Here is a 23,711-nt window from a genome sequence, read left to right as displayed (position 1 = left end):
ATCCGGGTGCGCCCGCCGAAGAACTCCACCTCGACGCCGCGCCGGGACAGGTCGCGCTCGCAGAGCAGCGGCACGATCGCGCCGGCCTCCAGCCGCTCGACCAGGATGTCGAAGGGCGGCCGCTCACCGCCGGTCAGCGGGAGGATCTCCATGCCGATGCTGCGGCGGTACTCCACGAACCGCTCGAAGACCGCCTCCGGCTTGAGCCGCTCGGCGACCGTGGTCAGCTTCCAGCCCATCGCGGTCACCCAGGCGCCGGCGATGTCCCAGTTGCCGGAGTGGCTGAGCGCCATGATCACGCCCGGGTTCTCCTCCTGCATCTTCGCGAGGAGGTGCCAGTTGGCCACCCGGAAGTCGTCGAGGTGCTGCTGGTGCGTCCGGGACGGAAGGCGGAAGGCCTCTTTCCAGTACCGGGCGTACGACCGGAGCCCCGCCCGGGTCAGCTCGTCCAACTCGGCATCGGGCATCTCCGGGCCGACGACCCGCCGCAGGTTCGACCGCAGCCGACGCGTACCCCTGCCGTTCTTGCGATGCGCGTAGTCGGCGGCGCCCTCGAAGAGCCGGTGCGCGACGGGCTCGGGCAGGCCCCGCACCAGCTTCCACCCGGCCGCGTAGCCGAGGTCGACCGGGTTCATGACGACGGCTTCGCGGCGCGGTCGGCGGCGTCCAGTTCCTTCGCCTGCCGGTAGACGTGCGCCAGGCGCTGCCCGACCGTGATCGTGGAGAGCACGGCCAGGAACCAGACGGCGGCCGCGAAACCCCAGTCGAGGCCGAAGCCGGCCAGCAGCCCACCGACGCCGATGATGATCAGGCGCTCGGCCCGCTCCGCGATGCCGACGTTGGCCGTCATGCCGAGACCCTCGGCCCGGGCCTTCACGTACGACACGGCGGCGCCCAGGACCAGGCAGACGATGCCGCCGACGACGCCCCAGCGGTCGCCGCGCCCGGCCAGGATGTAGATCACCGTGCCGACGATCGCGCCGTCGGCGATGCGGTCCATGGTCGAATCGAGGAGGGCGCCGAAGCGGGTGGAGCCGCCGGACAGCCGGGCCATCGTGCCGTCGACCAGGTCGACGAGGGCGAAGACCGTGACGACCAGCGCACCGGCGATGAAATGGCCCGTAGCGCCCAGACCGACGGAGGCGCCGACCACGCCGATGGTCCCGGCGACCGTCACCTGGTTGGGCGTGACGCCCCACGAGATGAGTCGCCGGGCGATGGGTTCGATGACGTGGGCCATCGTGGCCCGCGCGGACACCTGGAAGATCTTCGCCATGGCGCACCCACGATAACGGTGCGCCGCCCGTGACGATACGGTGCCCGCTGTTCCCGGGCGGGTCGTCCGTCACTTGCGCACCTTCGGGGTCGGGCTTGTGTACGGCGGGTTGCGGGTGTGGGATCGAGAGATGACGTGAGCTAGCTCACCCAGGGAGGTCCCCATGGCTCAAAAGGGTCAGGAGAAGGGAGTCACCGGCCCCGCGCCGGTGGTGGATGAGCCCGGCAGGGTACGCAACGTGGTGCTCGTCGGACATTCCGGGTCGGGGAAGACGACCCTTGCCGAAGCACTGCTGGCCGCGACCGGCACCATAAGCCGTGCCGGTTCGGTCACCGAGGGCACCACGACCTGTGATCACGACCCGGCCGCGGTCAAGCAGCAGCGGTCGGTGAGCCTCGCCGCCGCGCCGTTCATGCACGACGGCATCAAGGTCAACCTGCTCGACAGCCCCGGCTACGCCGACTTCGTCGGTGAGCTGCGGGCCGGTCTGCGCGCCGCGGACGCGGCGCTGTTCGTGGTGCCGGCCGCGGACGGGATGGACGCGGCGACCGCCGCGCTGTGGGAGGAGTGCGCCAGCGTCGGCATGCCGCGCGCGGTCGCGGTCACCCGCCTCGACCACCAGCGCGCCGACTTCGACGAGACGGTCGCGCTCTGCCAGCGGGTGTTCGGCGACAACGTACTCCCGTTGTATCTGCCCATGCTCGGCGACGACGGCGTCTCGACCGTCGGCCTGATGGGTCTGATCACGCAGCGGGTCTTCGACTACAGCCAGGGCTTCCCGCCCGAGGTGCGCGACCCCGATCCGGAGCACCTGCCCGCGATCGCCGAGGCGCGCAACGAGCTGATCGAGGGCGTCATCGCCGAGAGCGAGGACGAGTCGCTGATGGAGCGCTACCTCTCCGGCGAGGAGATCGACACCGAGGTGTTGATCAACGATCTGGAGACGGCGGTCGCCCGTGGCCACTTCTACCCGGTGATCCCGACGTGCGCCGAGAGCAAGGTCGGCATCGACGCGCTGCTCGAGGTGCTCACGTCGGCGTTCCCGTCGCCGCTCGAGCACGACCTGCCGGTCGTCACCGGCGTCGACGGCTCGCCGCGGCCGCCGCTGACCTGCGACCCCGAGGGCCCGCTGGTGGCCGAGGTCGTCAAGACCACGATCGACCGGCACGTCGGCCGGGTGTCGCTGGTCCGGGTCTTCTCGGGCACGCTGCGGCCGGAGTCGGTCGTCCACGTCTCCGGGCACGGCATGGAGCAGCGCGGGCACCCCGACCACGACTCCGACGAGCGGATCGCGCACATCTACTCGCCGCTCGGCGCGTCGCTGCGCGAGGTGTCGTCCTGCATCGCCGGCGACATCTGCGCGATCACCAAGTCGGGCAGCGCGGAGACGGGCGACACGATCTCGGCGAAGGACGACCCGCTGCTGATCGCGCCGTGGGAGATGCCCGAGCCGCTGTTGCCGGTCGCGGTCGTCGCCAAGACCCGCTCCGACGAGGACACCCTGGCCAAGAACCTCGGGCGGCTGGTGGCCGGTGACCCGACCATGCGCCTGGAGCGCAACGCGGAGACGCACCAGATGGTGTTGTGGTGCATGGGCGAGGCGCACGCCGACGTCGTCCTCGACCGGCTGCGCGGTGGCGGTGCGGAGATCGAGACCGAGCCGGTACGCGTCGCGCTGCGCGAGACGTTCGTCACCGGCGCCAAGGGCCACGGGCGGCACGTCAAGCAGTCCGGCGGGCACGGGCAATATGCGGTGTGCGACATCGAGGTCGAGCCGCTGGAGCGCGGTTCCGGTTTCGAGTTCGCCGACAAGGTGGTGGGCGGCGCGGTGCCGCACAACTACATCCCGTCCGTGGAGAAGGGCGTCCGGGCGCAGATGGAGCGCGGCATAGTGGCCGGCTTCCCGGTGGTCGACCTGCGGATCACCCTGTTCGACGGCAAGGCGCACAGCGTCGACTCGTCGGACGCGGCGTTCCAGACCGCCGGCCAGATGGCGTTGAAGGACGCCGCCGAGAAGGGCCTGCTGGCGCTGCTCGAGCCGGTCGACGAGATCGTCATCCGGATCCCCGACGCCTACGTCGGCGCGGTGATGTCCGACATGTCGAGCCGGCGGGGGCGGGTGCTGGGCACCGAGCCGGATCCCGCGGGCGGCGAGCGGACGCTGGTGCGGGCCGAGGTGCCGGCGACGGAACTCGTGCGCTATGCGGTCGAGTTGCGGTCGATGACGTCGGGCGCGGGCACGTTCGGGCGGACGTTCGCCCGGTACGAGCCGATGCCCAGCCATCTGGCCGAGGCGGTGCGCAAGGAACAGTCGGCCTAGGTCTGCGTTCGTGGCGCGGCGGCGATCGTCCTGGCCGCCGCGCCCCTTTCTTGTCGGGGGTCCTTTCTAGACTCTGGTGCCATGGACGCGTCATCGATCGGGCCTCGGCGGTTGCACCAGCAGCATCTCGCCGGGCCGCCGTGCGCCGACCCGGCCGCGGCGGTGCGCCGGCTGGGGTGCGTCCAGTCCCAGGAATACGCGGTGGCCAAGTGGTCGCTCGCCCAGCGCTGCGCGCCCGGCGTGGTCGACGCCGACGTGCAGCGGATGGTCGACGACGGTGTGGTGCTGCGGACCCACATCCTGCGGCCGACATGGCACTTCGTGCTGGGCGAGGAGCTCGGCTGGATCCAGGCCGTGACCGGGCCGCGGGTCCACGTCTTCAACGGCTACTACAACCGCATGCACGGCCTCGACCCATCGACGGCCGCCGCCACCAACAAGCTGATCACCGACGCGCTGCGCGGCGGCAACCACCTGACCCGCAACGAGCTGGGCGCGGCCCTGGCCGCCGGCGGTTTCCCGGCGACGGGCAACAAGCTGGCCTACGTGGTGATGTTCGCCGAGCTCGAGGGGCTGATCGCCAACGGGGTGATGCGCGGAAAGCAGCACACCTACGCGCTGGTGTCGGAGCGGGTGCCCGCGCCGGTCGTCCGGTCGCCGGAGGAGGGCCTGGCCGAGCTGACCCGCCGCTATTTCACCAGCCACGGGCCGGCCACCATCAAGGATTTCGTGTGGTGGTCGAGCCTGACGGTGGCCGAGATCAAACGCGGCATCGCCGCGTGCGGCTCCGCTCTGACTTCGGCGACGCTCGACGGCCGCACACTGTGGTTCGCGGCCGACGCCCCGCCACCCGCTTCTCCACCGCCGGCGGCGCTGCTGCAGGGTTACGACGAATATGTGGTGGCCTACAGCGACACGAAGTTCGCCTACAACCTGTCCGGAGCGGCGACACCGGGCCGCTACCCGGAAAACACGATGCTCCACCCGATCGCCCTCGACGGCCAGGTGAACGGCTTCTGGCGCCGCAAACCGAGGACGAAGACGGTCACCCTGGAGATCGACCTCCTGGTCGAGCCGACGGCCAGGCAACGCCAGGCCCTGACAACAGAGATCGAACGCTACGAAGCCTTCGCAGGCGTGCCGGTGGCTATCTCCTTCGTCTGACTCAACCGGAATGGGGCCGTCAGGTCCAGGCCCCGCGGTGTCCGCCCGGGTCGCCGGGGCGGTCCGAGGCTCCCGGCCGCCGGGCAGGGGATCGTCGTATCTTGTCGGCGATCGCCCCGGCCGAAAGCTGGGACTGCACCCGGCTTGCCTGGGGTGAGCGCTACCCCGCACTGTTGAAGCGATCCGCTGCGGCGGCGCGCTGCGAGCGGCGTCGGGTGACAGCACTTTGCCGATGGTCATATATGGTCGAAAAGTCCTTTTTGCCCGAAGCCGCGTCCTGAACAGACTGCGCGTCGTTGACTCCGATGGCCGTTCAGCAGGCGCCAGCCGAACGAGAGCCGAGCGGCGAGGATGATCTTCGAGACTTGGTCACAATTGTTGATGAAGTCGTTGCTGTTTGGTGCGCTCAGTACCGAGTGATTCATCGAGCTGATTCTAATCTGATCTTCGGGGGCACGATGCGGCGATCTCTGGGAGACTTACCGGCTTCATTTACCGCATGGCTGACGGGCCTCAGCCTCCTAGAGGGAATCGCCGTCGGCCGGCTAGTTGCCGACATTCTGACTGGTGCAGTAAGTCTCATCAAGAAAATGCGCAAACGTCGTCTTGACATCTCAACAGTCTCGCAAATAGCGGTGTCGCCGACGGTTGAAATCAGGCGCCTTCACGAGTTGACAGTGTATTGGCGCGTCACAGAAAGTCGCGTTTCGGCCCATCTTGGCCCAGCGCCGGGGGAGCTAATTGAACGTGTTACTTTACTGGCGTTCATGTTCCGGACTTGCGAGCTTCTGCGGAACCCTGAACGCGACCCCGAAAAGGCGATCGAAGAAATTCTGGACTGTGCCGCGACCGCAGTGGACATGTACCGATTCCGCCAATCAGCCGACCGCTTCCACACCACTCCAGTAGACCAATGGATCAAACTCCTCGAGGGCTCGGAAGATTCTCAGCTGAGAGGGCTTGGCGGTTGATCGGCAGCACCGGCACAGTCGGCGCATGTCGTATGGACGAAAGACAGGGGCGTTATGGCCTACCGGCACACGCATGACCCCGACGATCATTTCGAACCGACCGATCTTGCAGACAACGTCGACTATGTCGATCTTCGGGCTCGTGCGAAAGTGCGTTCGCGTCTCATCGACACCGCGATCAGGGATGGTGAACTCCGCAACACGCCACCACCGTTGCCTAGCTATCGCTTGAGCGGGCGGCTTTACGACATCGGGATAATCGCCAAGCGGTGGCGCACGCCTTTGATAGTGACGGTACTGTGCGGAACGCTGGCCGCCGTTGGACCCGCGCGTCGGGCCATCGGTTGCGGCTCGGAAGTACTCGCGACTAAAACCTCGGCCTGTGTTGGCGAAATCATCACCGAACTAGGACGCGGGCCCGAGCCGTCTCGTGGACTTGGCACGAAGCCCGACGCCACAACCTCAGGCAACCCACGGGCTCTGGCTGGATCGAGATGGGTTGCGGCTCCGAAACTTTTTTCTACTGGAGTTGCCTCAGAAGAGCCTGCGAACAACGTCGAGCAGCCCAAGAACACAGCGTTCCAGGCGGTCGGCCCTTCCGCTGGTATGCCGCTCACAGCCCACGCCAATGACATTGCCGTCACCGTCGCCAGACGATTCGCAACGCTCCAGCCAGGAATTTTTGGACGGAACCTGGTCGCGGCGAGTACGCCCGTCCACCTCAAGTCGTTCCAGACCATCCTGCTCCCAGGCGCCAAGCGCCCAACGCCGCCCAATCCGACCGACGCGCCAGCAAAAAAGGCTGCTGGCGGTGATAGGCCACCGCAGATGCTGGACGATGAGCCCAAGCCCTCGGTACGGATGCCGAACCTGCGGCCCGTCCACAACCAGACGGAAGAGCCCACGTTTCCCGGCGGGACAGCGGAGGATATCTACTGGCTGATCGGCGGCCCGCCGTTGTTTGAGCAAGTCGGCACGGACATCGCTCCGACGGAGACCCTCCCTGCCAGCACGATCTTGAGTTGATCGTCCGGGCGCCTCCGCCGGTCCGTCGCCGACCCAGGCATCGTTCGACGGTTACGGCTCCCGGCGCGGAACCAAGGCGTCGAGGAGGTGGGCGCCGGGACCGCGGGTACGCAGGGTGTCGTCGGGGTTGACCAGGGCGCATTCGTCGAAGCTGAGGCACCCGCAGCCGGTGCAGCGGGTGAAGCGGTCGCGCATGCGTTGTAGCTGGGCTATGCGGTCGTCCAGCGCCTCGCTCCAGCAAGCCGACGCGCGGATCCAGAACTCGCGGGTCGGGGGCTCGCCCGCCGGTAGCAGGCCCAGGACCTCGCCCACCTGGGCCAGGGGGATGCCGACCCGCTGCGAGGCGCGGATGAAGGCTATCCGGCGCAGTGTCGTGCGGTCGTAGCGGCGTTGGTTGCCCGTCGTGCGGCGGCTAAAGATCAGACCCTGGCGCTCGTAGAACCGTAGCGCCGACTGTGGGACCCCGCTGCGGTCCGACAGCTCCCCGATCGTCAGCTCCTTCGCGGGTGGCATCCGGCCAGCCTAGCTTGACCTGAACAAATGTTGAGGTTTCAGGGTGGACGGCATGACCATCCTCGTCACCGGCGGCACCGGGAACATCGGCCGCCGTCTCGTCGACCGGCTGCTCGCCACCACGACCGACTTTCGGGTGCTCGTCCGGCGGGCCGGCACCGAGCAACACCTTCCGCCCGGCACCGCGGTCGTGCACGGCGATCTTCGCGATCCTGGCGGCCTCGCGACCGCACTGAGGAGCGTCGACCGCGTCTTCCTGCTCTGGCCCTCGCTCCGACCCGACGGCGTAGAAGACCTCGCCGCCACGCTGGCACACGCGGGCGTCCGGCACGTCGTCTACGTCTCCGCCCTGCACGTCACCGACGACAACCGCGACGGTGTCTGGGGCGCCGTCGAGCAGGCCCTGATCGATGCCGGCATCGGCCACACCTTCCTGCGCGTCAGCGGCCTCGCCACCAACACCCTGGGCTGGGCAACGGCGATCCGCGCCGGCGAGCCGGTGCGCGTCCCGTACCCCCTCGCCAAGCGCTCTTTGATCCACGAGGCGGACGTCGCCGACGTGGCCGCCGCCGCGTTGACCGACCCGGAACACCACATCGGACGATCGCACCGCCTCACCGGCCCCGCCGTGATCAGCCAGGCCGACCAGGTCGCCGCCATCGGTGTCGCGATCGGGCGGCCCGTCCAGGTCGTCGCGCAGGAGCCCGACGAGGCCCGCACCGCGCTGGCCGCCATGGCCGGCGTCGCGTGGGCCGACCAGGCGCTCGCCTACTGGGCCTCGCTCGTCGACCACCCGGAGCCCGTCACCGCCACCGTCGCGGAGATCCTCGGCCGGCCCGCCCACCCGTTCGAACGCTGGGCCGTCGACCACGCCGACGACTTCCGGGAGGTCTAGAACGCCGGTCGGACCGACGTCCATGTCCGGCCGTCGGTCGACCAGCTCACCTGCGGGGACGGGAGGCGGTTCGAGATCGTGTAACCGCCGCCCGGCACCGCGGTCAGCACCGTCTCCTTTCGCGGTGCGGCCGGGTCCAGCGCCGTGAAGGTCCGGCCGCCGTCCGTGCTGCGGTACAGGCGCAACTGCGACGCCAGGTAGAGCGTGCCGTCCGCGGTGAGCAGCAGCGTCGACCGCGACGGCAGCGGGTCCGAGAGCGTGGCCGTCCGGCGCCAGGTGCGGCCGCCGTCGCGGGAGACGTGCAGGTCCAGCGTCCTGATCGTGTCCGACGTCAGCGCGTAGACCAGGCGCCCGTCCGGCGTGACCAGGTCGCAGAACTCGGCCGCGTCGAACGGCAGCCGCGTCGTCGACCAGTCGCCGCCCGGGCGGGCCTTCGCCAGCGACACGTCGCGCTGCTCGGAGAACGTGACCAGCCACCGCCCACCGCCGGGCGGACCGACCGACCGGTACGCCCAGCCGGGCACCCGGAACGGCACCCGGTCACCGGTACGCGGGTCGAAGGCGCCGAGTTCCTCGATCGTCCGGAACACGGGCCAGTCGTCGGGCACCGCGTCCCGCCGGATCTCCCGGGACCGGTGCCACGTGGCGCCCTCGTCGGTGCTCGCCCACCAGACCGGCTCGGCCGCCCCGAGCGACTGCAGCGCCAGGACCGTCCGCCCGCTGGCGGCCACCAGCCGGAACGTGCCGTTCGCCGCCGTCGCCGGCACCGGGCGCACGGCCCAGGTCACGCCGCGGTCGGTGCTCACCGCGAGGCCGGCCCGGCACGCCGGGTCGTCGCGGCAGTCGTCCGCCACCGCGTAGAAGCGGTCCAGGTCACCCGTCAGCACCGTGCTCCGGTCCGGCGACACCACCACGCGCGGTGGCAAAGGAGGAGGCGAGGGCCGCTCGTCGCCGCCGGAGGTGACGAGGACGGACCCGCCCGCCCCCAGCACCACCGCCGCGGCCAGCGCCCCGAACGCACGCCGGAGGCGGTTGCGGCGGGCCGCCCGGGCGGTCACGTCCGGCCAGTCCGCCCGCACCGCCCGCGACACCACCTCGACGAGGCCGGCGTAGTCACGCTCACGCATCGCTCAACGCCTCCCTGTCGCCCAGTTCCGCCGCCAAAGCCCGACGCCCCCGTACGAGCCGGGTCTTGACCGCTTCGACGCTGCAGCCCAGCGTCGCCGCCACCTCCGCGACCGGCAGATCGGCGAGGTAGTGCAGGACGACCGCCTCGCGGACCGCCCGCGGCAGCCGGTGCAGCGCGGCGACCAGCATCACGTGGTCGGGCGACATTCCGGGTACGACCGTCTCCGCCCGCAACCGCCCCGAGCGGGCCAACCGGTCGAAGAGCGCCCGGCGCCGGTGCCGGGTGCGGACCACGTTGACCGCGACCGTGCGCAGCCACGCCTCCGGGTACTGCACGCCGCGCAGCGCGGCCGGCTTGGCCAGGGCCCGCGCGAACGCCTCCTGCACGGCGTCCTGCGCCTCGGCCAGATCGCCGGTCAGCCCGAAGATCTGCGCGGTCAGTCGGGCCACGCTCGCGTGGTAGACCTCGCGCAGGTCGGGATCGTCGTGCACCGTCACACCACTACGACCCACGAGCGGGGTCGGAAGGTGACATCAGGACGGCGCGGCGGCCAGGCCGGTGCACCGGGACGCGACGCGGAGCTTGTCCTCGATCTTCTTCTTCGCGGTGCCGGACACCAGCACCGGCTGGCCGCTCGACGAGACCGTCGCCGGTAGGAACTCGTTGCGCACCACCGACGAGCCGCGCACGGTCAGCTTCAGCACACCCGAGTCCGTGCTGTGCGAGTTGCCGTACCAGAGGAAGTTGCCCAATCCATAGTGGACGTAGGTCGAGCCGATCCAGCCGTCCGTCAGCAGGGTGTGCGCGTGCGTGCCCAGCACGATGTCGGCGCCGTCGCGGGCCATCCGCCGCGCGAACGTCTTCATCTGCCCGCTCGGGCACGAACTGCCCTCGACGCCCCAGTGCATGAACACGATCACCAGGTCGGCCCGCGCGCGGGCCGCCTTCACCGCCGCCGACGCCTTCGCACCGTCGAACGCCATCGCCACCCCCGGCCGCGTGTCGGTCGGCTTCCACGACCCCGACAGCTCGGCCACCTGCGACATCCCGAGCACGGCCACGCGTACGCCCCGGACCGTCGTGATCCACGGCGCGTACGCCTCGTCGGCGTTCCGCCCGGCCCCGAAGATCGGGTATTCGGCGTCGGCCGCGGAGGACAGCGTGTCGAGCAGCCCGACCTGCCCGTAGTCGAGGGTGTGGTTGTTGGCCACCGACGCGGCGTCGATGCCGGCCGACCGCAGCGCCGCGTACGCGGTGTCCGGCGCCCGGAAATGGAAGCGCTTCGGCTCGGGGGTCCCCCGCCCGGTCACCGCGGTCTCCAGGTTGACGATCGTCAGGTCCGCGTCGGCCAGCGTCGAGCTGATCCCGCCGAACGCGGTCGCCGGCTTGTCGAGCAGCGCCAGCGTCCGCCCGGTGAAATGCACGTCCCCGGCGAACGCCAACGTCAGATCGGACAAAGCGGCAGCGGACGACGGCGAACCGGACGGCGGCGAACCAGAAGGAGACGCGGCGGGAGGTGCCGACCCGCCCGACCGCCACCGCGGCTCACCGGCCGCCTCGCCGGCACATCCGGCCGTCAACGCCGCCAACAGCAGCACAGCCGCCCGTACCCGCCCTCGTCCCATGGCGAGAGGGTACGAGAGAAAGCCTCAGCTTCCCGTCCCCCAAGCGTCCGAGAGCAGGTCACGGGTGTCGGTGAGCAATTGGGGCAGAGCCTTCGTCTGCCCCACGATCGGCATGAAATTGGCGTCGCCGCCGTACCGCGGGACCACGTGCTGGTGCAGGTGACCCGCGATCCCGGCCCCCGCGACCGAGCCCTGGTTGATGCCGATGTTGAACCCGTGCGCCCCGCTGACCCGGCGGACCGTGCGCATCGCCTCCTGCGTGAGGGACGCGACCTCGACCACCTCCTCGTCGGTGAGGTCGGTGTAGTCCGCCACGTGCCGATAAGGACAGATCAACAGATGACCCGCGTTGTACGGATAGAGGTTCAGCACCGCGTAGGCGACCTTGCCCCGGGCGACGACCAGGCTCTCGTCGTCGGGCAGGTGGGGCGCCCGGTCGAACGGGCACCCCTCGTCGGACTTGTCCCCGCCGCTCTTGATGTACGCCAACCGGTGCGGCGTCCACAGCCGCTCCAGGCCGTCAGGGGCGTCAGTCATCAGGCCGCCGACGGCGACACGTTCGTACGCGACCGCACCACGTCGACGACGTGCGACACCGCCTCGGCCAGCGGCACGCCGTTGCGCTGCGACCCGTCCCGGTAGCGGAAGGACACCGTCGACCCCGACACGTCGTCGTCGCCCGCGATCGCCATGAACGGGATCTTCTGCTGCTGGGCGGTGCGGATCTTCTTCTGCATCCGGTCGTCCGACGTGTCGACCTCGGCCCGGATCCCCTCGGCCCGCAACGCGTCGACGAATGACTGCAGATAGCCGGCGTGGTCGTCGCGGATCGGGATGCCGACCACCTGCACCGGCGCGAGCCACGCCGGGAACGCGCCCGCGTAGTGCTCGGTCAGGATGCCGAAGAACCGCTCGATCGAGCCGAACAGCGCCCGGTGGATCATCACCGGCTGCTGCCGGGTGCCGTCGGCCGCCTGGTATTCGAGGCCGAACCGCTTGGGCTGGTTGAAGTCGACCTGGATCGTCGACATCTGCCAGGTGCGGCCGATCGCGTCGCGCGCCTGCACCGAGATCTTCGGACCGTAGAAGGCCGCGCCACCCGGGTCGGCGACGAGCTCCAGCCCGGACTCGCGGGCGGCCGACTCGAGCTCCGCGGTCGCCTCGGCCCAGTCGGCCTCGTCACCGATGAACTTGGGCGAGTCGTCGCGGGTCGACAACTCGAGGTAGAAGTCGTCGATGCCGTAGTCGCGCAGCAGGTTGAGCACGAACGAGAGCAGAGACCGCAGCTCCCCGGCCATCTGCTCGCGGGTGCAGTAGATGTGCGAGTCGTCCATCGTCAGACCGCGCACCCGGGTCAGCCCGTGCACGACGCCCGACTTCTCGTAGCGGTAGACGGTGCCGAACTCGAACAGCCGCAGCGGCAGCTCCCGGTAGGACCGCCCGCGGGCCTTGAAGACCAGGTTGTGCATCGGGCAGTTCATCGGCTTGAGGAAGTATTCCGCGCCCTCGAGCTGCATGGGCGGGAACATCGTGTCCTTGTAGTACGGCAGGTGCCCCGAGGTCTCGAACAGGTGGCCCTTGGTGATGTGCGGGCTGTTGACGAACTCGTAGCCGGCGACCTCGTGCTGCTGCCGCGAGTAGCTCTCCAGCTCGCGCCGGATGATCCCGCCCTTCGGGTGGAACAGCGCGAGACCCGAGCCGATCTCGTCGGGGAAGGAGAAGAGGTCCAGGTCCGCGCCGAGCTTGCGGTGGTCGCGCCGGGCGGCCTCCTCGAGCAGCTTCAGGTACGCCTTGAGCGCGTCCCGGGTCGGCCACGCCGTGCCGTACACCCGCTGCAGTTGGGGGTTCTTCTCGGAACCGCGCCAGTAGGCGGCGGCCGAGCGCATCAGCTTGAACGCGCCGATCAGCCGGGTGGTCGGCAGGTGCGGGCCGCGGCACAGGTCGGACCAGCAGGTCTTGCCGCTCTCGGCGTCGACGTTGTCGTAGATCGACAGCTCGCCGCCGCCGACCTCGACGGTCTCCTCGGAGTCGAGCTCGCCGGTGCCCTTGATGTCGACGAGCTGCAGCTTGTAGGGCTCGTCGGCGAGCTCCTCGCGCGCGTCGGAAGCAGAGGCGAACACCCGCCGGCGGAACCGCTGCCCGGACTTGACGATCTCCTGCATCCGCTTCTCGAGCTTGGCGAGGTCGTCGGGCTGGAACGGCTTGGCCACGTCGAAGTCGTAGAAGAAGCCGTTCTCGATGGGCGGGCCGATGCCGAGCTTGGCCTCGGGGAACACGTCCTGCACGGCCTGCGCGAGCACGTGGGCGGTGGAGTGCCGCAGCACGTCGAGGCCGTCGGGCTCGTCGATCGCCACGGGGGTCACCGTGGTCTCCGCGGCAGGCGCCCAGTCGAGGTCGAGCAGGCGGCCCTGGCCGTCGCGCACGACGACGATCGCCTTCGGGCCGTTCATCGGCAGGCCGGCCGCGGCCACCGCGTCGGCCGCCGTCGTGCCCGCGGCGACGACGACGGGGTCGGCCATTGCGGGGGTACGGGGTGCGGACACGGCGGGTCTCCTCGGTCGGTAGGACGTTTGGGTAAATGCTAGTCATCACGCCTGGCGACGCTGCGATCAGCCGTACCTCGGGGTTACATTCACCTCGTGAGCCCGTCGGACATGATCGCCACGCTGCGGCGCCGCTACCAGTCGTTTTCCGCCAACCAGCCGGCCGTCCCGTTCGCCGTCGCACCGCCCGGGCAATCCCCCGCGGTGATCGGCACCGGCGACCCGGTCTTCACCATCACCGTCAAGGACCCGCGCGGCGCCAAGCCGCTGGGTGCCCTCGACCAGTTCGGGGTCGCGGTCGCGTACCTCCAGGGCTGGATCGACGTCGACGGCGACCTGGCCGCCGCGTTGCGGATGCGCCGGTTCTTCAACGACTTCCACCCGATCGCCTTCCTGTCCCGGTTCACCCCGGGAGCCCTGATCCAGGGGCGCAAGGAGAACGACCGCCGGGCCATCTCCCAGCACTACGACGAGGAGAGCGAGTTCTTCCTGACGTTCCTCGACACCCGGCACCGCTGCTACACCGAGGGCGTCTTCGCCAGCGACGACGAGCCGCTGGAGGACGCGATGACCCGCAAGATGGACCTCGCGCTCGAGGCCATCGAGGTCAAGCCCGGCGACCGGGTGCTGGAGGTCGGCGGCGGCTGGGGCGCGTTCTCGGAGCACGCGGCCCGGCGCGGCATCGACGTGACGACGACCACACTGGCGGTCGAGTCCGAGCGCTACCTCAAGGACCTGTTCGCCCGCGAGCAGCTGCCGGTCAACGTGGTGCGCCAGCACATCTTCGGCTACCGCAGCGACCAGAAGTTCGACGCGATCGTCAACATGGGCGTCACGGAGCACCTGCCCGACTACAAGACGACGCTGGCGAAGTACGCGGAGCTGCTCAAGCCCGGCGGCCGGGTCTATCTCGACGCGCTGGCGATGCGCCGCAAGCACGGGATCTCGACGTTCATGAAGCGCTACATCTATCCGGGCAACTCGGCGCCGCTGCTGCTGCACCAGTATCTCCGCCACGTCGCCCGCTCGCCGTTCGAGCTGATCAGCCTCGACGACGACCGGCACAACTACTACCTGACCTGCCGGGAGTGGGCGAAGCGGCTCGACGCGCGGCGTGACGAGATCGTGGCCCGCTGGGGTGAGCCGCTCTACCGCCGGTTCCGGCTGTTCCTCTGGGGTTCCGCGGCCGGCTTCGACACCGGGCTGGTGCAGGCGTACCGCTGGGTCTTGAAGATGCCAGGCTCGCCCGCTTAAGCGGAAGGGGGACGGAGGCCGTCCAGGACGAAGCCGAGCAAGCGGTCGGCCATCTCCGGGGCGGTCTCCGTCGCCAGCACGACGCCGTGCACGAGCCGCAGCACGTCGTCGGGCTCCACGTCCTTGCGGATCTCACCGCTCTCCTGCGCGCGCACCAGCAGGTCGCCGATCGCCCCGCGCATGATGCCCTTGCACTCCACCAGCGTCGGCGAGCCGGTGCCGAGCATCTGCTTGACCGCCGTGCCGAGGCCGCGCTTGCTCTTGATGTAGTCGAACTGCATCCGCAGCCACTCGGCGAACGCCCGGCTGGGCGGGAACTGCTCCTGGAGCCGGCGGCCGCGCTCGGCCAGCACCTCGATGTCGTTGCGGTAGACCTCGGCGAGCAGCGTCTCGCGGTCGGGGAAGTGCCGGTAGAGGGTGCCCGGGCCGACCCCGGCCCGCCGGGCGATGTCGTCGAGCGTCGCCTTCTCGCCGTGCTCGGTGAACGCCGCGCGGGCGGCCACCATCACCTTCTCCCGGTTGCGGCGCGCGTCGGCGCGCAGCGGACGTTCGGTCGTCACCGCTCCCGCACCTCCAGGTCCTGTGGGGCAACACACTGTTTCCGGAGACTGCCTCCGGATAGTGTTGCCAATCGGAGACGTCCTCCATATGCTAGCTCACGAGCAAAGCGGAGAGTCTCTCCGGTTCCACGCCTCCCGGGGGAAAAGAATCTTGTCCACTCAAACGTCCGCGCCGGCGATCACCTCGAGCGCCGGCACCGAGGCCCGCGCGCCGGGCCGGCTGGCGCTGCTGATCATCGTGGCCGCCCAGCTGATGCTGGTGGTCGACGGCACCGTCATGAACGTCGCGCTGCCACACATCCAGGAGGGCCTCGGCTTCTCCACCGCCGGCCTGTCCTGGGTGATCAACGCGTACACCCTGACCTTCGGCGGCCTGCTGCTGCTCGGCGGCCGGGCCGGCGACATCCTCGGCCGGCGCCGCCTGTTCGTCGCCGGCATCGCGCTGTTCACGATCGCCTCGCTGGTCGGCGGCCTCGCCCCGAACGCGACCTGGCTGCTGGTCGCCCGGGTCGCCCAGGGTGTCGGCGCCGCGATGGCCGGTCCCAACACGATCGCGCTGATCTCCACCACGTTCACCGAGCCACGCCAGCGGATCCGGGCACTCGCCCTGCTCTCGGCGATGGCCAGCGCCGGCTTCGCGATCGGCCTGATCCTGGGCGGCGTCCTGACCGACGTGCTGTCCTGGCGCTGGGTGCTGTTCATCAACGTGCCGTTCGGCCTCGCCGCGGTGCTGCTCGCGCCCCGGCACGTCCGGGAGCCGGAGCGCCACCAGGGCCGGCTGGAGTGGCCCGGCGCGGCCACCGCCACGCTCGGCATCGGCGCACTGACCTACGGCTTCATCCACGCCTCGTCGCACGGCTGGACCGCCGGGCAGACGCTGACGGCCCTCGGGCTCGGCGTCGTGCTGCTCGTCTCGTTCCTGGCCGTCCAGATGCGGTCCGCGCAGCCGCTCGTACCGCTGAGCCTGTTCAAGGACCGCAACCGCGCGGTGGGTTACGTCGGCTTCCTGTTGGCGCCCGCGGCGATGATGTCGGCGTTCTACTTCCTGACCCAGTACGTGCAGATCGTGCTGCACTTCGGCCCGCTGGCCACGGGGCTCGCGTTCCTGCCGATGGCGGGCTCGATCTTCGCGGTCAGCCGGCTCGTGCCGCGGGTGCTGCACCGGATCGGCCCGCGGCCGCTCGCGCTGACCGGCGCGCCACTGATGATCGCCGGCCTGGCCTGGCTGACGCAGCTCACCACGACCAGTTCGTACGCGGGATCGCTGCTCGGCCCGATGTTCCTGCTCGGCCTCGGCGGCGGCCTGATCTTCGTGCCGCTGACGCCGGTGATCATGGGCTCGGTCGCACCGCGCGACGCGGGCGTGGCCGGCGGCGTGCTGCAGACGATGCAGCAGGTCGGCGCGACGCTGGGGCTCGCCGTGCTGATCGCGGTGTTCGGCGCCGCGGTGGGTCCCGAGGGTGCCGCCGGCGCGACCGATCCGGTCAGCTTCGTGCACGGCATGAACGTGGCGAACATCGTCTCGGTCGTGATCGCGGCCGGCCTCCTGGTGGTGGCGCTGAGCTTCCGCTCGGTCCGCCGCCCGGTCGCCCAGCGGGAGCCGGAGGTCGTCGTCGAGGCGGCCTGACGGAGGGGCGACGACGGGTCATGGGCGGTTTCACCCATGACCCGTCGTCGTTTGGGAAAGATGCCGGCATGGATGACGCACGCAACCGGGTTGCGGACTGGGTCGACGCGTACGAGAACCTCTGGCGTACGCCCGGCACCGACGGCCTGAACCAGATCTTCACCGACGACGCCCGCTACTGGCGGGGGCCGTACGAGGAACCGGTCGTGGGCCTGCCCGCCATCGCCGCCATGTGGGAGGCCGAGCGGGACAGCGCCGGCGAGCCGTTCACGATGACGAGCGAGATCGTGGCGGTCGACGGCGATACCGCGGTCGTCCGCCTCGAGGTCCGCTACGCCGAACCGGAGCCGCACGAGTACCGGGACCTGTGGGTCATCCGGTTCGGCCCCGACGGGCGAAGTCGGGAATTCGAGGAATGGCCGTTCTCTCCGCCGGGCCAGACCGCTATGTCCGATTAAGACGGTGTAAGTCCGGCGAATCGGGCGGAGCTGGTCGGATGACGGACAGTGTGCCCGCTCGCCGACTTGCCAAGGGCAGTAGGTTCTTCACGTGGCCACGGTCCTCCTGGTCGAAGACGACCATGTCGTACGCGGCGCCATGCTGCGGTCCCTGGCCGACCGCGGGCACGCAGTCCACGCGGTCGGCACCGCCCTCGACGCCCTGCGCCGGGTCGCGGCCGAGACACCCGACCTGGTGGTGCTCGACCTCGGCCTGCCCGACCTCGACGGCGCCGACGCCCTGCGCATGCTCCGCGGCATCACCGACGTCCCGATCATCATCGCCACCGCGCGCGACGACGAGCAGGGCATCGTCCGGCTGCTGCGGGCCGGCGCCGACGACTACATGGTCAAACCGTTCACCGGCGCCCATCTCGACGCCCGCATCACCACCGTGCTGCGCCGCGTCGGCCGGGCCAGCCGCACCGTCGCGCCCGCCGTGCACGAGGTCGGGGGGCTGCGCGTCGACGTCGGCGAGCGCAGCGCCGCCCTCGACGGCGAGGCGCTCGCATTGACGCGCAAAGAGTTCGACCTGTTGGCCTACCTCGCGGCACGCCCGGGCCGGGTAGTCTCCCGCCGGGAGTTGTTGGAGGAGGTATGGCGCCAGCCGTCCGTCGGCGAGGATCAGACGATCGACGTTCATCTGTATTGGCTCCGCCGCAAGCTGGGCGAGTCCGCGGCGAAACCCCGCTACCTGCGCACCGTGCGGGGGGTCGGGTTCCGGCTGGTGGCCCCCGACTGAGGCCGGCGCTGGCCGCGCTCGCGGCCGGCATGACGACGATCGTCGCTCTGGCGTTCCTGATTCCGCTCGGCATCGCGATCCAGCGCGACAACCGCGAGGACGCGCTGTCCGAGGCGGCCCGGCGCAGCGGCGTCGTGGCCGGGGCGCTCGCCGTCAACGCCGACACCGACCAGCTCGCCACCGTGATCCAGGCGGCCGGCGGCGACATCCACGTGCACGGCATCGAGGCCGGTGCCAAGTCGCGGGCGGCCGAGGTCGACATCACCCGCGCCTCGGCCGGGACCGACCCGGTGGTGGTCGACGTCGACGGCGGGGCGCTGCGGCTCGAGCCCGTCCGCGTCGGCAACCGGATCGCCGTGATCGAGGTGTTCGTCACCGATCCGGTGCTCTCCGGCGGCTCCGGGCAGACCTGGCTGCTGCTGTTCGGCATCGCCCTGGCCCTGGTCGTGGTCACCGTGATCGTGGTCGACCGGATCGCCGGCCGCGCGGTCGAGGCCGCCCGCACGCTGGCGAAGGCGGCGGTGGCGCTGGGCGACGGCGACTCGACTTACCGCGTCAAGCCCAGCGGCCCGAAGGAGCTCGCCGAGGCCGGCCTGGCCTTCAACCGGATGGCCGAACGGCTCAACGTCACCCGCACCGACGAGTTCGAGCTGGTCGCCGACCTGTCGCACCGGCTGCGTACGCCGCTGACGGTGCTGCGCCTCGACGCCGACGCCCTGGACTCCGACGACACCAGCATCGGCTCGTTCACGGAGGCCGAGCTCGACCGGCGGCGCACGATCCGGCGCATCCGGCAGGCGATCGTGACGCTCGAGGGCGAGATCGACGTGCTGATCAAGACCACCCGCAAGACGATCTCGCAGGACGCCGGCCCCGGCAGCTGCGACGCGAGCGAGGTGGTCCGCGAGCGGATGGTGTTCTGGTCCCAGCTCGCCGACGACCAGAACCGCCCGCACCGGGTGGTCGGCGCGCACACCCGCATCCAGGTGCCGGTGCCGCGGGCCGAGCTCGCCGCCGCGCTCGACGCGGTGATCGGCAACGTGTTCCGCTACACGCCGCAGGCCACGGCGTTCGAGGTGGCGATCTCCCGGCGCGACGGCTACATCGCGGTCCGCGTCGACGACGCCGGCCCGGGCATCGCCAACCCGGAACGGGCGCTGCGCCGCGGCGCCAGCGACCGGGGTTCGACGGGCCTGGGCCTCGACATCGCGAAGCGGGTCACGCTGCAGGCGCACGGCTCGGTCAGCATCGACCAGGCGCAGCTGGGCGGCGCCAGCGTCGTCATGCTGCTGCGCGACCCCGACACCCCGGAGAAGCAGGTCAGCCGCTTCGGCCTCGTCGGCCGCCTGGCCCGCGAGCCCGCCGCCCGCCGCCGCCGCAAGCAGGGCGGCGGCTGACCCCTTTCGCAGACGATCGACCGGCGGCGATACTGGCGCGGTGAAGCCCACGCTCCGGCGCGCCGCCGGTCCGCTCCTCGCCGTTGTTCTCGCCCTGCTGCTGTGGCCGGCACCGGCCCTGGCGCACGGCGGAGCGAAGATCACCGTCAACCACGACGGGCGCGGGTCCGTCTGGGTCAACGTGACCTACGAGGACGGGCACCCGGCCGAAGGCTTCGTCGACGCCACCCTGACCGCCAAGGAGGCCGACGGCACGGCGGTCGCGCCGGCCAAGATGGTGCAGTCGTCGGCGCCGGGCACGCTCGTCTACATGAGCACGCTGCCGGCCGGGAAGTGGGCGGTGACAGTCGAGTTCGGCCCGCCGATCGCCCGCACCTGCAACGCCGCGTTCGACGTCGGCACGGCCAACAACACGCAGCAGTCCAACTGCGACGCGCCGACGCCGCTCGCCGCCTCGGGCAACGCCGCCGCCGGGAACGCCGCCGACGACGGGGGCAACGGCAGCGCCTGGCTGCTCATCGCGATCGCCGTCGTCGGCGGAATCGTCTGCGTGGGGCTCGCGCTGGCACTGCGCCGCCGGCGTCGCGAAGCCGAACGCGAAGCCGCGCGCAAACCGAAAGCCAAGGCCAAAGCCACGGCCAAGCGATAAGAGCGCTGTCCCGGGTGCGCGGTGGGCGCGACCGTCGCTCCCGCCGGACACCGCTTCGCTGCCACGTCCGCGGTTGGTCCCGCTTTTTCAGCCGGCCGTCGCGGCGTACGCGTCGATCTCCTCCGTGATCCGGCTCTTCTCCCCCGCGGGCAGGAACGACGCGTCCACCGCCGCGACGGCGAGGCGGGCCACACCGGCCGCGTCCAGGTCGAGCAGGCGCGCCGCGACCGCGTACTCCTGGTTGAGCGTCGTGCCGAACATCGGCGGGTCGTCGGAGTTGATCGTCACCGGCACGCCGGCCGCCACCAGTGTCGGCAGCGGGTGCTCGTCGAGGCTCGCCACCGCGCGGGTGCGGACGTTGGAGGTCGGGCAGACCTCAAGGGGGATCCCCTCGGCCGCGAGGTGCGCCATCAGGGCCGGGTCCTGGGCCGCCGAGATGCCGTGGCCGATCCGTTCGGCACCCAGCTCCCGCAGCGCGTCCCAGATGGTCTCCGGGCCCGTCGTCTCACCGGCGTGCGGCACCAGCCGCAGCCCCGCCGCCCGCGCCTTCTCGAAGTAGGGCTTGAACTGCGGGCGCGGCACGCCCACCTCGGGACCGCCGAGGCCGAACGAGACCAGGCCGTCGGGCCGCTCCTCCAGCGCGATCCGCAACGTCTCCTCGGCCGACGGCAGGCCCGCCTCGCCCGGGATGTCGAAGCACCAGCGCAGCACGATGCCCAGCTCCTTCTCGGCGGCCAGGCGCGCGTCCTCGATCGCCGCGCAGAACTCCGGCGCCGGCATGCCGCGGCGCACCGACGAGTACGGCGTGACCGTCAGCTCCGCATACCGCACCTGCTGGCGGGCCAGCTCGCGGGCGACCTCGTAGGTCAGGATCCGGACGTCCTCCGGCTCGCGGATCAGGTCGACCACCGAGAGGTAGACCTGGATGAAGTGCGCGAAGTCGCTGAACTCGAAGTAGGAGGCGAGCGCGTCGATGTCGGTCGGCACCGGGGTGCTGCCGGCGTGCCGGGCGGCCAGCTCCGCGACGATCCGCGGTGAGGCGGAGCCCACGTGGTGCACGTGCAGCTCGACCTTGGGCAGGCCGGCGATGAACGCGTCGAGGTCGGTCAAGAGGACGCTCCTTGGATCTGTGCCACGACGAAGACGCGGCGGAAGGGGAAGAACGCGCGGCCGGCGCTGAGCGGGTAGGCCTCGGCCAGCCACTCACCCAGCTCGGCGCGGTAGGCGGACCAGCCGGCCGAGTCGGCGCCGGCGCCGAAGGCGGCGCGGACCGGTCGCAGGGCCGTGCCCTCGAGCCACGCGAGGACGGGGTGGTCGGCGCCGCCGGGAAGGACGTGCACGTAGGTAGTCTCCCAGGCGTCCACCGCGCAGTTCAGCGAGGTGAGACGGGTCGCGTACGCCGCCGCCGAGGGCACCGGCATCCGCCGCACGACCCCGCCGAGAGTCGGCGCCCAGCGGGGGTCCGCGGCCAGCGCGTAGACGGCGTCGTGGGCCGGCGAGGCGAAGTTGCCGGGCACCTGGAAGGCCAGCCACGCCCCGGGCTCCATGGCGCCCACCCAGCGGTCCAGCAGCGCGAGGTGGTCCGGCACCCATTGCAGGGCGGCGTTGGAGACGAGCACGTCGACGCCGGCGGGCGTGACGTCGCGCAGGTCGCCCAGGGCGAAGTCGACCCGGGACCCGAGTGCGCGGGCTGAAGCGATCATCTCGGTGGACGAGTCGATGCCCCGGACCACTGCGTCGGGCCAGCGCTCCGCCAGCGTGACGGTCAGGACACCAGGCCCGCAGCCGAGGTCGACCACCTGCCGCGGCGCGGCCACCGGGATCCGGGCGACAAGCTCGTGGAAAGGCCGTGAGCGCTCGTCACCGAACCGGCCGTAGACATTCGGATCCCACATTGGCATAGCCTCCAAACCGTACGTACGTCTTGTTACAGAGTAAGGATCGGTCGGGGCCGCGAGCAAGGACCTTTAAACGTTTTAGATAGGGTGCCCTCGTGGAGTTCCGCCAGTTCGGCCGTCTCGGCCGCGACGTTTCCGTAGTGGGTCTGGGCGCTTGGCAGCTCGGCGCCGACTGGGGCGAGGTGACCGCCGACGACGCGTTCGCGACCCTGGACGCCGCCGTCGACGCCGGTGCCACCTTCATCGACACCGCCGACGTCTACGGCGACGGCCGCAGTGAGCAGTTCATCGGCCAGTTCCTGGGCCGCCGGCCCGAACCGCTCATGGTCGCCACCAAGATGGGCCGCCGGGTGCCGCAGGAGCCCGCCAACTACACCGCCGCCAACTTCAAGGCCTGGACCGACCGGTCCCGGGCCAACCTCGGCGTCGACCGGCTCGACCTGGTGCAGCTGCACTGCCCGCCGACCGCCGTGTTCCACGACGACGAGGTCTTCGACGCGCTCGACGCGCTGGTCGACAACGGCGCGATCGCCGCGTACGGCGTCAGCGTGGAGACGGTCGACCAGGCGCTCGCCGCGATCGCCCGGCCGCACGTGGCCAGCGTGCAGATCATCCTCAACGCGTTCCGGCTCAAGCCGCTCGACGCGGTGCTGCCCGCCGCGCGGGCGGCCGGCGTCGGCATCATCGCCCGCGTCCCGCTGGCCAGCGGCCTGCTCTCCGGCCGCTACAGCGCCAGCACGACGTTCGCGGCCGACGACCACCGCACCTACAACCGCCACGGCGAGTCGTTCGACGTCGGCGAGACGTTCTCGGGCGTCGACTACGAGACCGGGCTGCGGGCCGTCGAGCGGCTGCGGCAGTACGTGCCGGACGGCGTGACCATGGCCCAGTTCGCGCTCCGCTGGGTGATCGATCAGCCCGGCGTCACGGTGGTCATCCCCGGCGCGCGCGGCCCGGAGCAGGCCCGCGGCAACCAGGCCACGGCCGACCTGCCTGCGCTGACGCCCGAGGCGCTGGCCGGCGTGCGCGAGACCTACGACGAGCTCATCCGGCCGGCGGTCCACGACCGGTGGTGACCGCATGACGGGCTGGTTCCGGCTGACGCTCGGCCTGCTGGCCGTGGTCGTCGGTTTGGTGTGGACCCTGCAGGGGCTCGGCTACCTGCGGGGCAGCCTCATGTCGGGCGACGACGTCTGGGCGATCATCGGCCCGATCTTCGTCGTCATCGGCCTCGCCCTGCTGGTCGTCGGGCTGCGGGCCCGCAACCGCGCGAAGCGGCAGCCCCGATGACCGTGGCGGGTGCCGTGGCAAAAAGTCGAGCCCCGTACGCCGATCGGCGGGCGGGGCTCAACCTACTCGATGGGCCGGCGGTCGCCGGCCACTCACGTCTGGTTCTCGAAACGTCAGATGGGGCGGACCTGCTCGGCCTGCGGGCCCTTCTGGCCCTGCGCGATCTCGAACTCCACCCGCTGGTTCTCCTCCAGCGTGCGGTAGCCGCTGGTCTGGATGGCCGAGAAGTGGACGAACACGTCAGCACCCCCGCCGTCGACGGTGATGAAGCCGAAGCCCTTGTCTGCGTTGAACCACTTCACGGTTCCCTGCGCCATGTGTATCTCCTTGTCGAA

Annotated in this window: 25 protein-coding genes; 13 read left to right on the top strand and 12 right to left on the bottom strand. The window is 70.7% G+C overall.

What is annotated here, in order from left to right; all coding sequences use genetic code 11:
• Both Asi02nite_RS19650 and pgsA read right to left on the bottom strand, forming a co-directional pair.
• Positions 1-635, bottom strand: a 635-nt coding sequence (locus Asi02nite_RS19650; protein ID WP_203714955.1) for a phosphatidylinositol mannoside acyltransferase, incomplete at its 3' end; no start/stop codon positions are given.
• Positions 632-1,276: a phosphatidylinositol phosphate synthase gene (gene pgsA, locus Asi02nite_RS19645; RefSeq protein ID WP_203714951.1), complete on the bottom strand. Its 645-nt coding sequence runs from the start codon at positions 1,274-1,276 to the stop codon at positions 632-634. The genes pgsA and Asi02nite_RS19650, both read right to left, overlap by 4 nt.
• Positions 1,277-1,439: 163 nt before the next feature.
• Here pgsA and Asi02nite_RS19640 point away from each other — a divergent pair, with 163 nt between their 5' ends.
• The 4 genes from Asi02nite_RS19640 (at position 1,440) to Asi02nite_RS19625 (ending at position 6,757) form a co-directional block, all read left to right on the top strand.
• Positions 1,440-3,596 carry an elongation factor G-like protein EF-G2 gene (locus Asi02nite_RS19640; protein WP_203714949.1) on the top strand — a complete coding sequence of 719 codons (2,157 nt, stop codon included), beginning with the start codon at positions 1,440-1,442 and terminating at the stop codon, positions 3,594-3,596.
• 81 nt (positions 3,597-3,677) lie between these two features.
• Complete coding sequence (locus Asi02nite_RS19635; protein WP_203714948.1) at positions 3,678-4,760, top strand: winged helix DNA-binding domain-containing protein; 1,083 nt, start codon at positions 3,678-3,680, stop codon at positions 4,758-4,760.
• Positions 4,761-5,065: 305 nt separating this feature from the next.
• Entirely contained in the window at positions 5,066-5,731 is a 666-nt protein-coding gene (locus Asi02nite_RS19630; RefSeq protein WP_203714946.1) for a hypothetical protein, read from the top strand.
• Positions 5,732-5,785: 54 nt separating this feature from the next.
• A complete protein-coding gene (locus tag Asi02nite_RS19625; RefSeq protein ID WP_203714944.1) occupies positions 5,786-6,757 on the top strand; it encodes a hypothetical protein in 972 nt (323 codons plus the stop codon).
• Between the two features lie 51 nt (positions 6,758-6,808).
• Here the strand turns inward: Asi02nite_RS19625 and soxR are convergent, their stop codons facing one another.
• Positions 6,809-7,270, bottom strand: a complete 462-nt coding sequence (gene soxR / locus Asi02nite_RS19620) for a redox-sensitive transcriptional activator SoxR (protein ID WP_203714943.1) — start codon at positions 7,268-7,270, stop codon at positions 6,809-6,811.
• Between the two features lie 52 nt (positions 7,271-7,322).
• On the opposite strand from soxR, the gene Asi02nite_RS19615 reads away from it, so the two are divergent.
• A complete protein-coding gene (locus Asi02nite_RS19615; RefSeq protein ID WP_203714942.1) occupies positions 7,323-8,165 on the top strand; it encodes an SDR family oxidoreductase in 843 nt (280 codons plus the stop codon).
• On the opposite strand, the gene Asi02nite_RS19610 is transcribed toward Asi02nite_RS19615, so the two are convergent.
• The 5 genes from Asi02nite_RS19610 to thrS all read right to left on the bottom strand — a co-directional run bounded on the left by Asi02nite_RS19610 (position 8,162) and on the right by thrS (position 13,462).
• Positions 8,162-9,292, bottom strand: coding sequence for a sialidase family protein (locus tag Asi02nite_RS19610; RefSeq protein ID WP_203714941.1), 1,131 nt, complete (start codon positions 9,290-9,292; stop codon positions 8,162-8,164). The two genes, Asi02nite_RS19615 and Asi02nite_RS19610, sit on opposite strands and share 4 nt — an antisense overlap.
• On the bottom strand, positions 9,285-9,785 hold the full coding sequence (locus tag Asi02nite_RS19605) for an RNA polymerase sigma factor (protein ID WP_203714940.1): 501 nt from the start codon (positions 9,783-9,785) through the stop codon (positions 9,285-9,287). Before Asi02nite_RS19605 ends, Asi02nite_RS19610 begins: the two co-directional genes overlap by 8 nt.
• A gap of 42 nt (positions 9,786-9,827) precedes the next feature.
• Complete coding sequence (locus Asi02nite_RS19600; protein WP_239126827.1) at positions 9,828-10,751, bottom strand: CapA family protein; 924 nt, start codon at positions 10,749-10,751, stop codon at positions 9,828-9,830.
• 192 nt (positions 10,752-10,943) lie between these two features.
• A complete protein-coding gene (locus tag Asi02nite_RS19595; RefSeq protein ID WP_203714936.1) occupies positions 10,944-11,456 on the bottom strand; it encodes an HIT family protein in 513 nt (170 codons plus the stop codon).
• Positions 11,456-13,462 (bottom strand): threonine--tRNA ligase, encoded by a 2,007-nt coding sequence (thrS, locus tag Asi02nite_RS19590; protein WP_203714935.1) that lies wholly within the window; start codon positions 13,460-13,462, stop codon positions 11,456-11,458. Before thrS ends, Asi02nite_RS19595 begins: the two co-directional genes overlap by 1 nt.
• Before the next feature lie 96 nt (positions 13,463-13,558).
• Here thrS and Asi02nite_RS19585 point away from each other — a divergent pair, with 96 nt between their 5' ends.
• Positions 13,559-14,716 (top strand): class I SAM-dependent methyltransferase, encoded by a 1,158-nt coding sequence (locus Asi02nite_RS19585; RefSeq protein WP_239126826.1) that lies wholly within the window; start codon positions 13,559-13,561, stop codon positions 14,714-14,716.
• Here the strand turns inward: Asi02nite_RS19585 and Asi02nite_RS19580 are convergent.
• The gene (locus Asi02nite_RS19580; protein WP_203714934.1) at positions 14,713-15,276 is read right to left on the bottom strand and encodes a TetR/AcrR family transcriptional regulator; all 564 of its coding nucleotides are present in this window, start codon (positions 15,274-15,276) and stop codon (positions 14,713-14,715) included. The two genes, Asi02nite_RS19585 and Asi02nite_RS19580, sit on opposite strands and share 4 nt — an antisense overlap.
• Positions 15,277-15,427: 151 nt before the next feature.
• On the opposite strand from Asi02nite_RS19580, the gene Asi02nite_RS19575 reads away from it, so the two are divergent.
• The 5 genes from Asi02nite_RS19575 to Asi02nite_RS19555 all read left to right on the top strand — a co-directional run bounded on the left by Asi02nite_RS19575 (position 15,428) and on the right by Asi02nite_RS19555 (position 20,188).
• Positions 15,428-16,903, top strand: coding sequence for an MFS transporter (locus Asi02nite_RS19575; protein ID WP_203714933.1), 1,476 nt, complete (start codon positions 15,428-15,430; stop codon positions 16,901-16,903).
• A gap of 68 nt (positions 16,904-16,971) precedes the next feature.
• Positions 16,972-17,361 (top strand): nuclear transport factor 2 family protein, encoded by a 390-nt coding sequence (locus tag Asi02nite_RS19570; RefSeq protein WP_203714932.1) that lies wholly within the window; start codon positions 16,972-16,974, stop codon positions 17,359-17,361.
• Between the two features lie 91 nt (positions 17,362-17,452).
• Positions 17,453-18,142 (top strand): response regulator transcription factor, encoded by a 690-nt coding sequence (locus Asi02nite_RS19565; RefSeq protein ID WP_203714931.1) that lies wholly within the window; start codon positions 17,453-17,455, stop codon positions 18,140-18,142.
• Between the two features lie 29 nt (positions 18,143-18,171).
• Positions 18,172-19,539 (top strand): sensor histidine kinase, encoded by a 1,368-nt coding sequence (locus Asi02nite_RS19560; protein ID WP_203714929.1) that lies wholly within the window; start codon positions 18,172-18,174, stop codon positions 19,537-19,539.
• A 40-nt stretch (positions 19,540-19,579) separates the two neighbouring features.
• The gene (locus Asi02nite_RS19555; RefSeq protein WP_203714927.1) at positions 19,580-20,188 is read left to right on the top strand and encodes a hypothetical protein; all 609 of its coding nucleotides are present in this window, start codon (positions 19,580-19,582) and stop codon (positions 20,186-20,188) included.
• Positions 20,189-20,275: 87 nt separating this feature from the next.
• On the opposite strand, the gene Asi02nite_RS19550 is transcribed toward Asi02nite_RS19555, so the two are convergent.
• Positions 20,276-21,298, bottom strand: coding sequence for an adenosine deaminase (locus tag Asi02nite_RS19550; RefSeq protein WP_203714925.1), 1,023 nt, complete (start codon positions 21,296-21,298; stop codon positions 20,276-20,278).
• Positions 21,295-22,083 carry a methyltransferase domain-containing protein gene (locus Asi02nite_RS19545; RefSeq protein WP_203714923.1) on the bottom strand — a complete coding sequence of 263 codons (789 nt, stop codon included), beginning with the start codon at positions 22,081-22,083 and terminating at the stop codon, positions 21,295-21,297. The genes Asi02nite_RS19550 and Asi02nite_RS19545 overlap by 4 nt, the downstream gene beginning before the upstream one ends.
• Positions 22,084-22,181: 98 nt before the next feature.
• Here Asi02nite_RS19545 and Asi02nite_RS19540 point away from each other — a divergent pair, with 98 nt between their 5' ends.
• Together Asi02nite_RS19540 and Asi02nite_RS19535 are read left to right on the top strand one after the other, a co-directional pair.
• Positions 22,182-23,162 carry an aldo/keto reductase gene (locus tag Asi02nite_RS19540; RefSeq protein ID WP_203714922.1) on the top strand — a complete coding sequence of 327 codons (981 nt, stop codon included), beginning with the start codon at positions 22,182-22,184 and terminating at the stop codon, positions 23,160-23,162.
• Positions 23,163-23,166: 4 nt separating this feature from the next.
• On the top strand, positions 23,167-23,376 hold the full coding sequence (locus Asi02nite_RS19535) for a hypothetical protein (protein WP_203714920.1): 210 nt from the start codon (positions 23,167-23,169) through the stop codon (positions 23,374-23,376).
• Positions 23,377-23,489: 113 nt separating this feature from the next.
• Here Asi02nite_RS19535 and Asi02nite_RS19530 read toward each other — a convergent pair whose 3' ends face one another.
• On the bottom strand, positions 23,490-23,693 hold the full coding sequence (locus tag Asi02nite_RS19530; protein ID WP_007075740.1) for a cold-shock protein: 204 nt from the start codon (positions 23,691-23,693) through the stop codon (positions 23,490-23,492).
• Positions 23,694-23,711 lie beyond the last annotated feature (18 nt).

The sequence above is a fragment of the Asanoa siamensis genome (assembly GCF_016862555.1).
Taxonomy (GTDB): Bacteria; Actinomycetota; Actinomycetes; order Mycobacteriales; family Micromonosporaceae; genus Asanoa; species Asanoa siamensis.
Note: the sequence above shows the minus strand (reverse complement) of the source record. Positions and strands in the feature narration are given on the sequence as shown.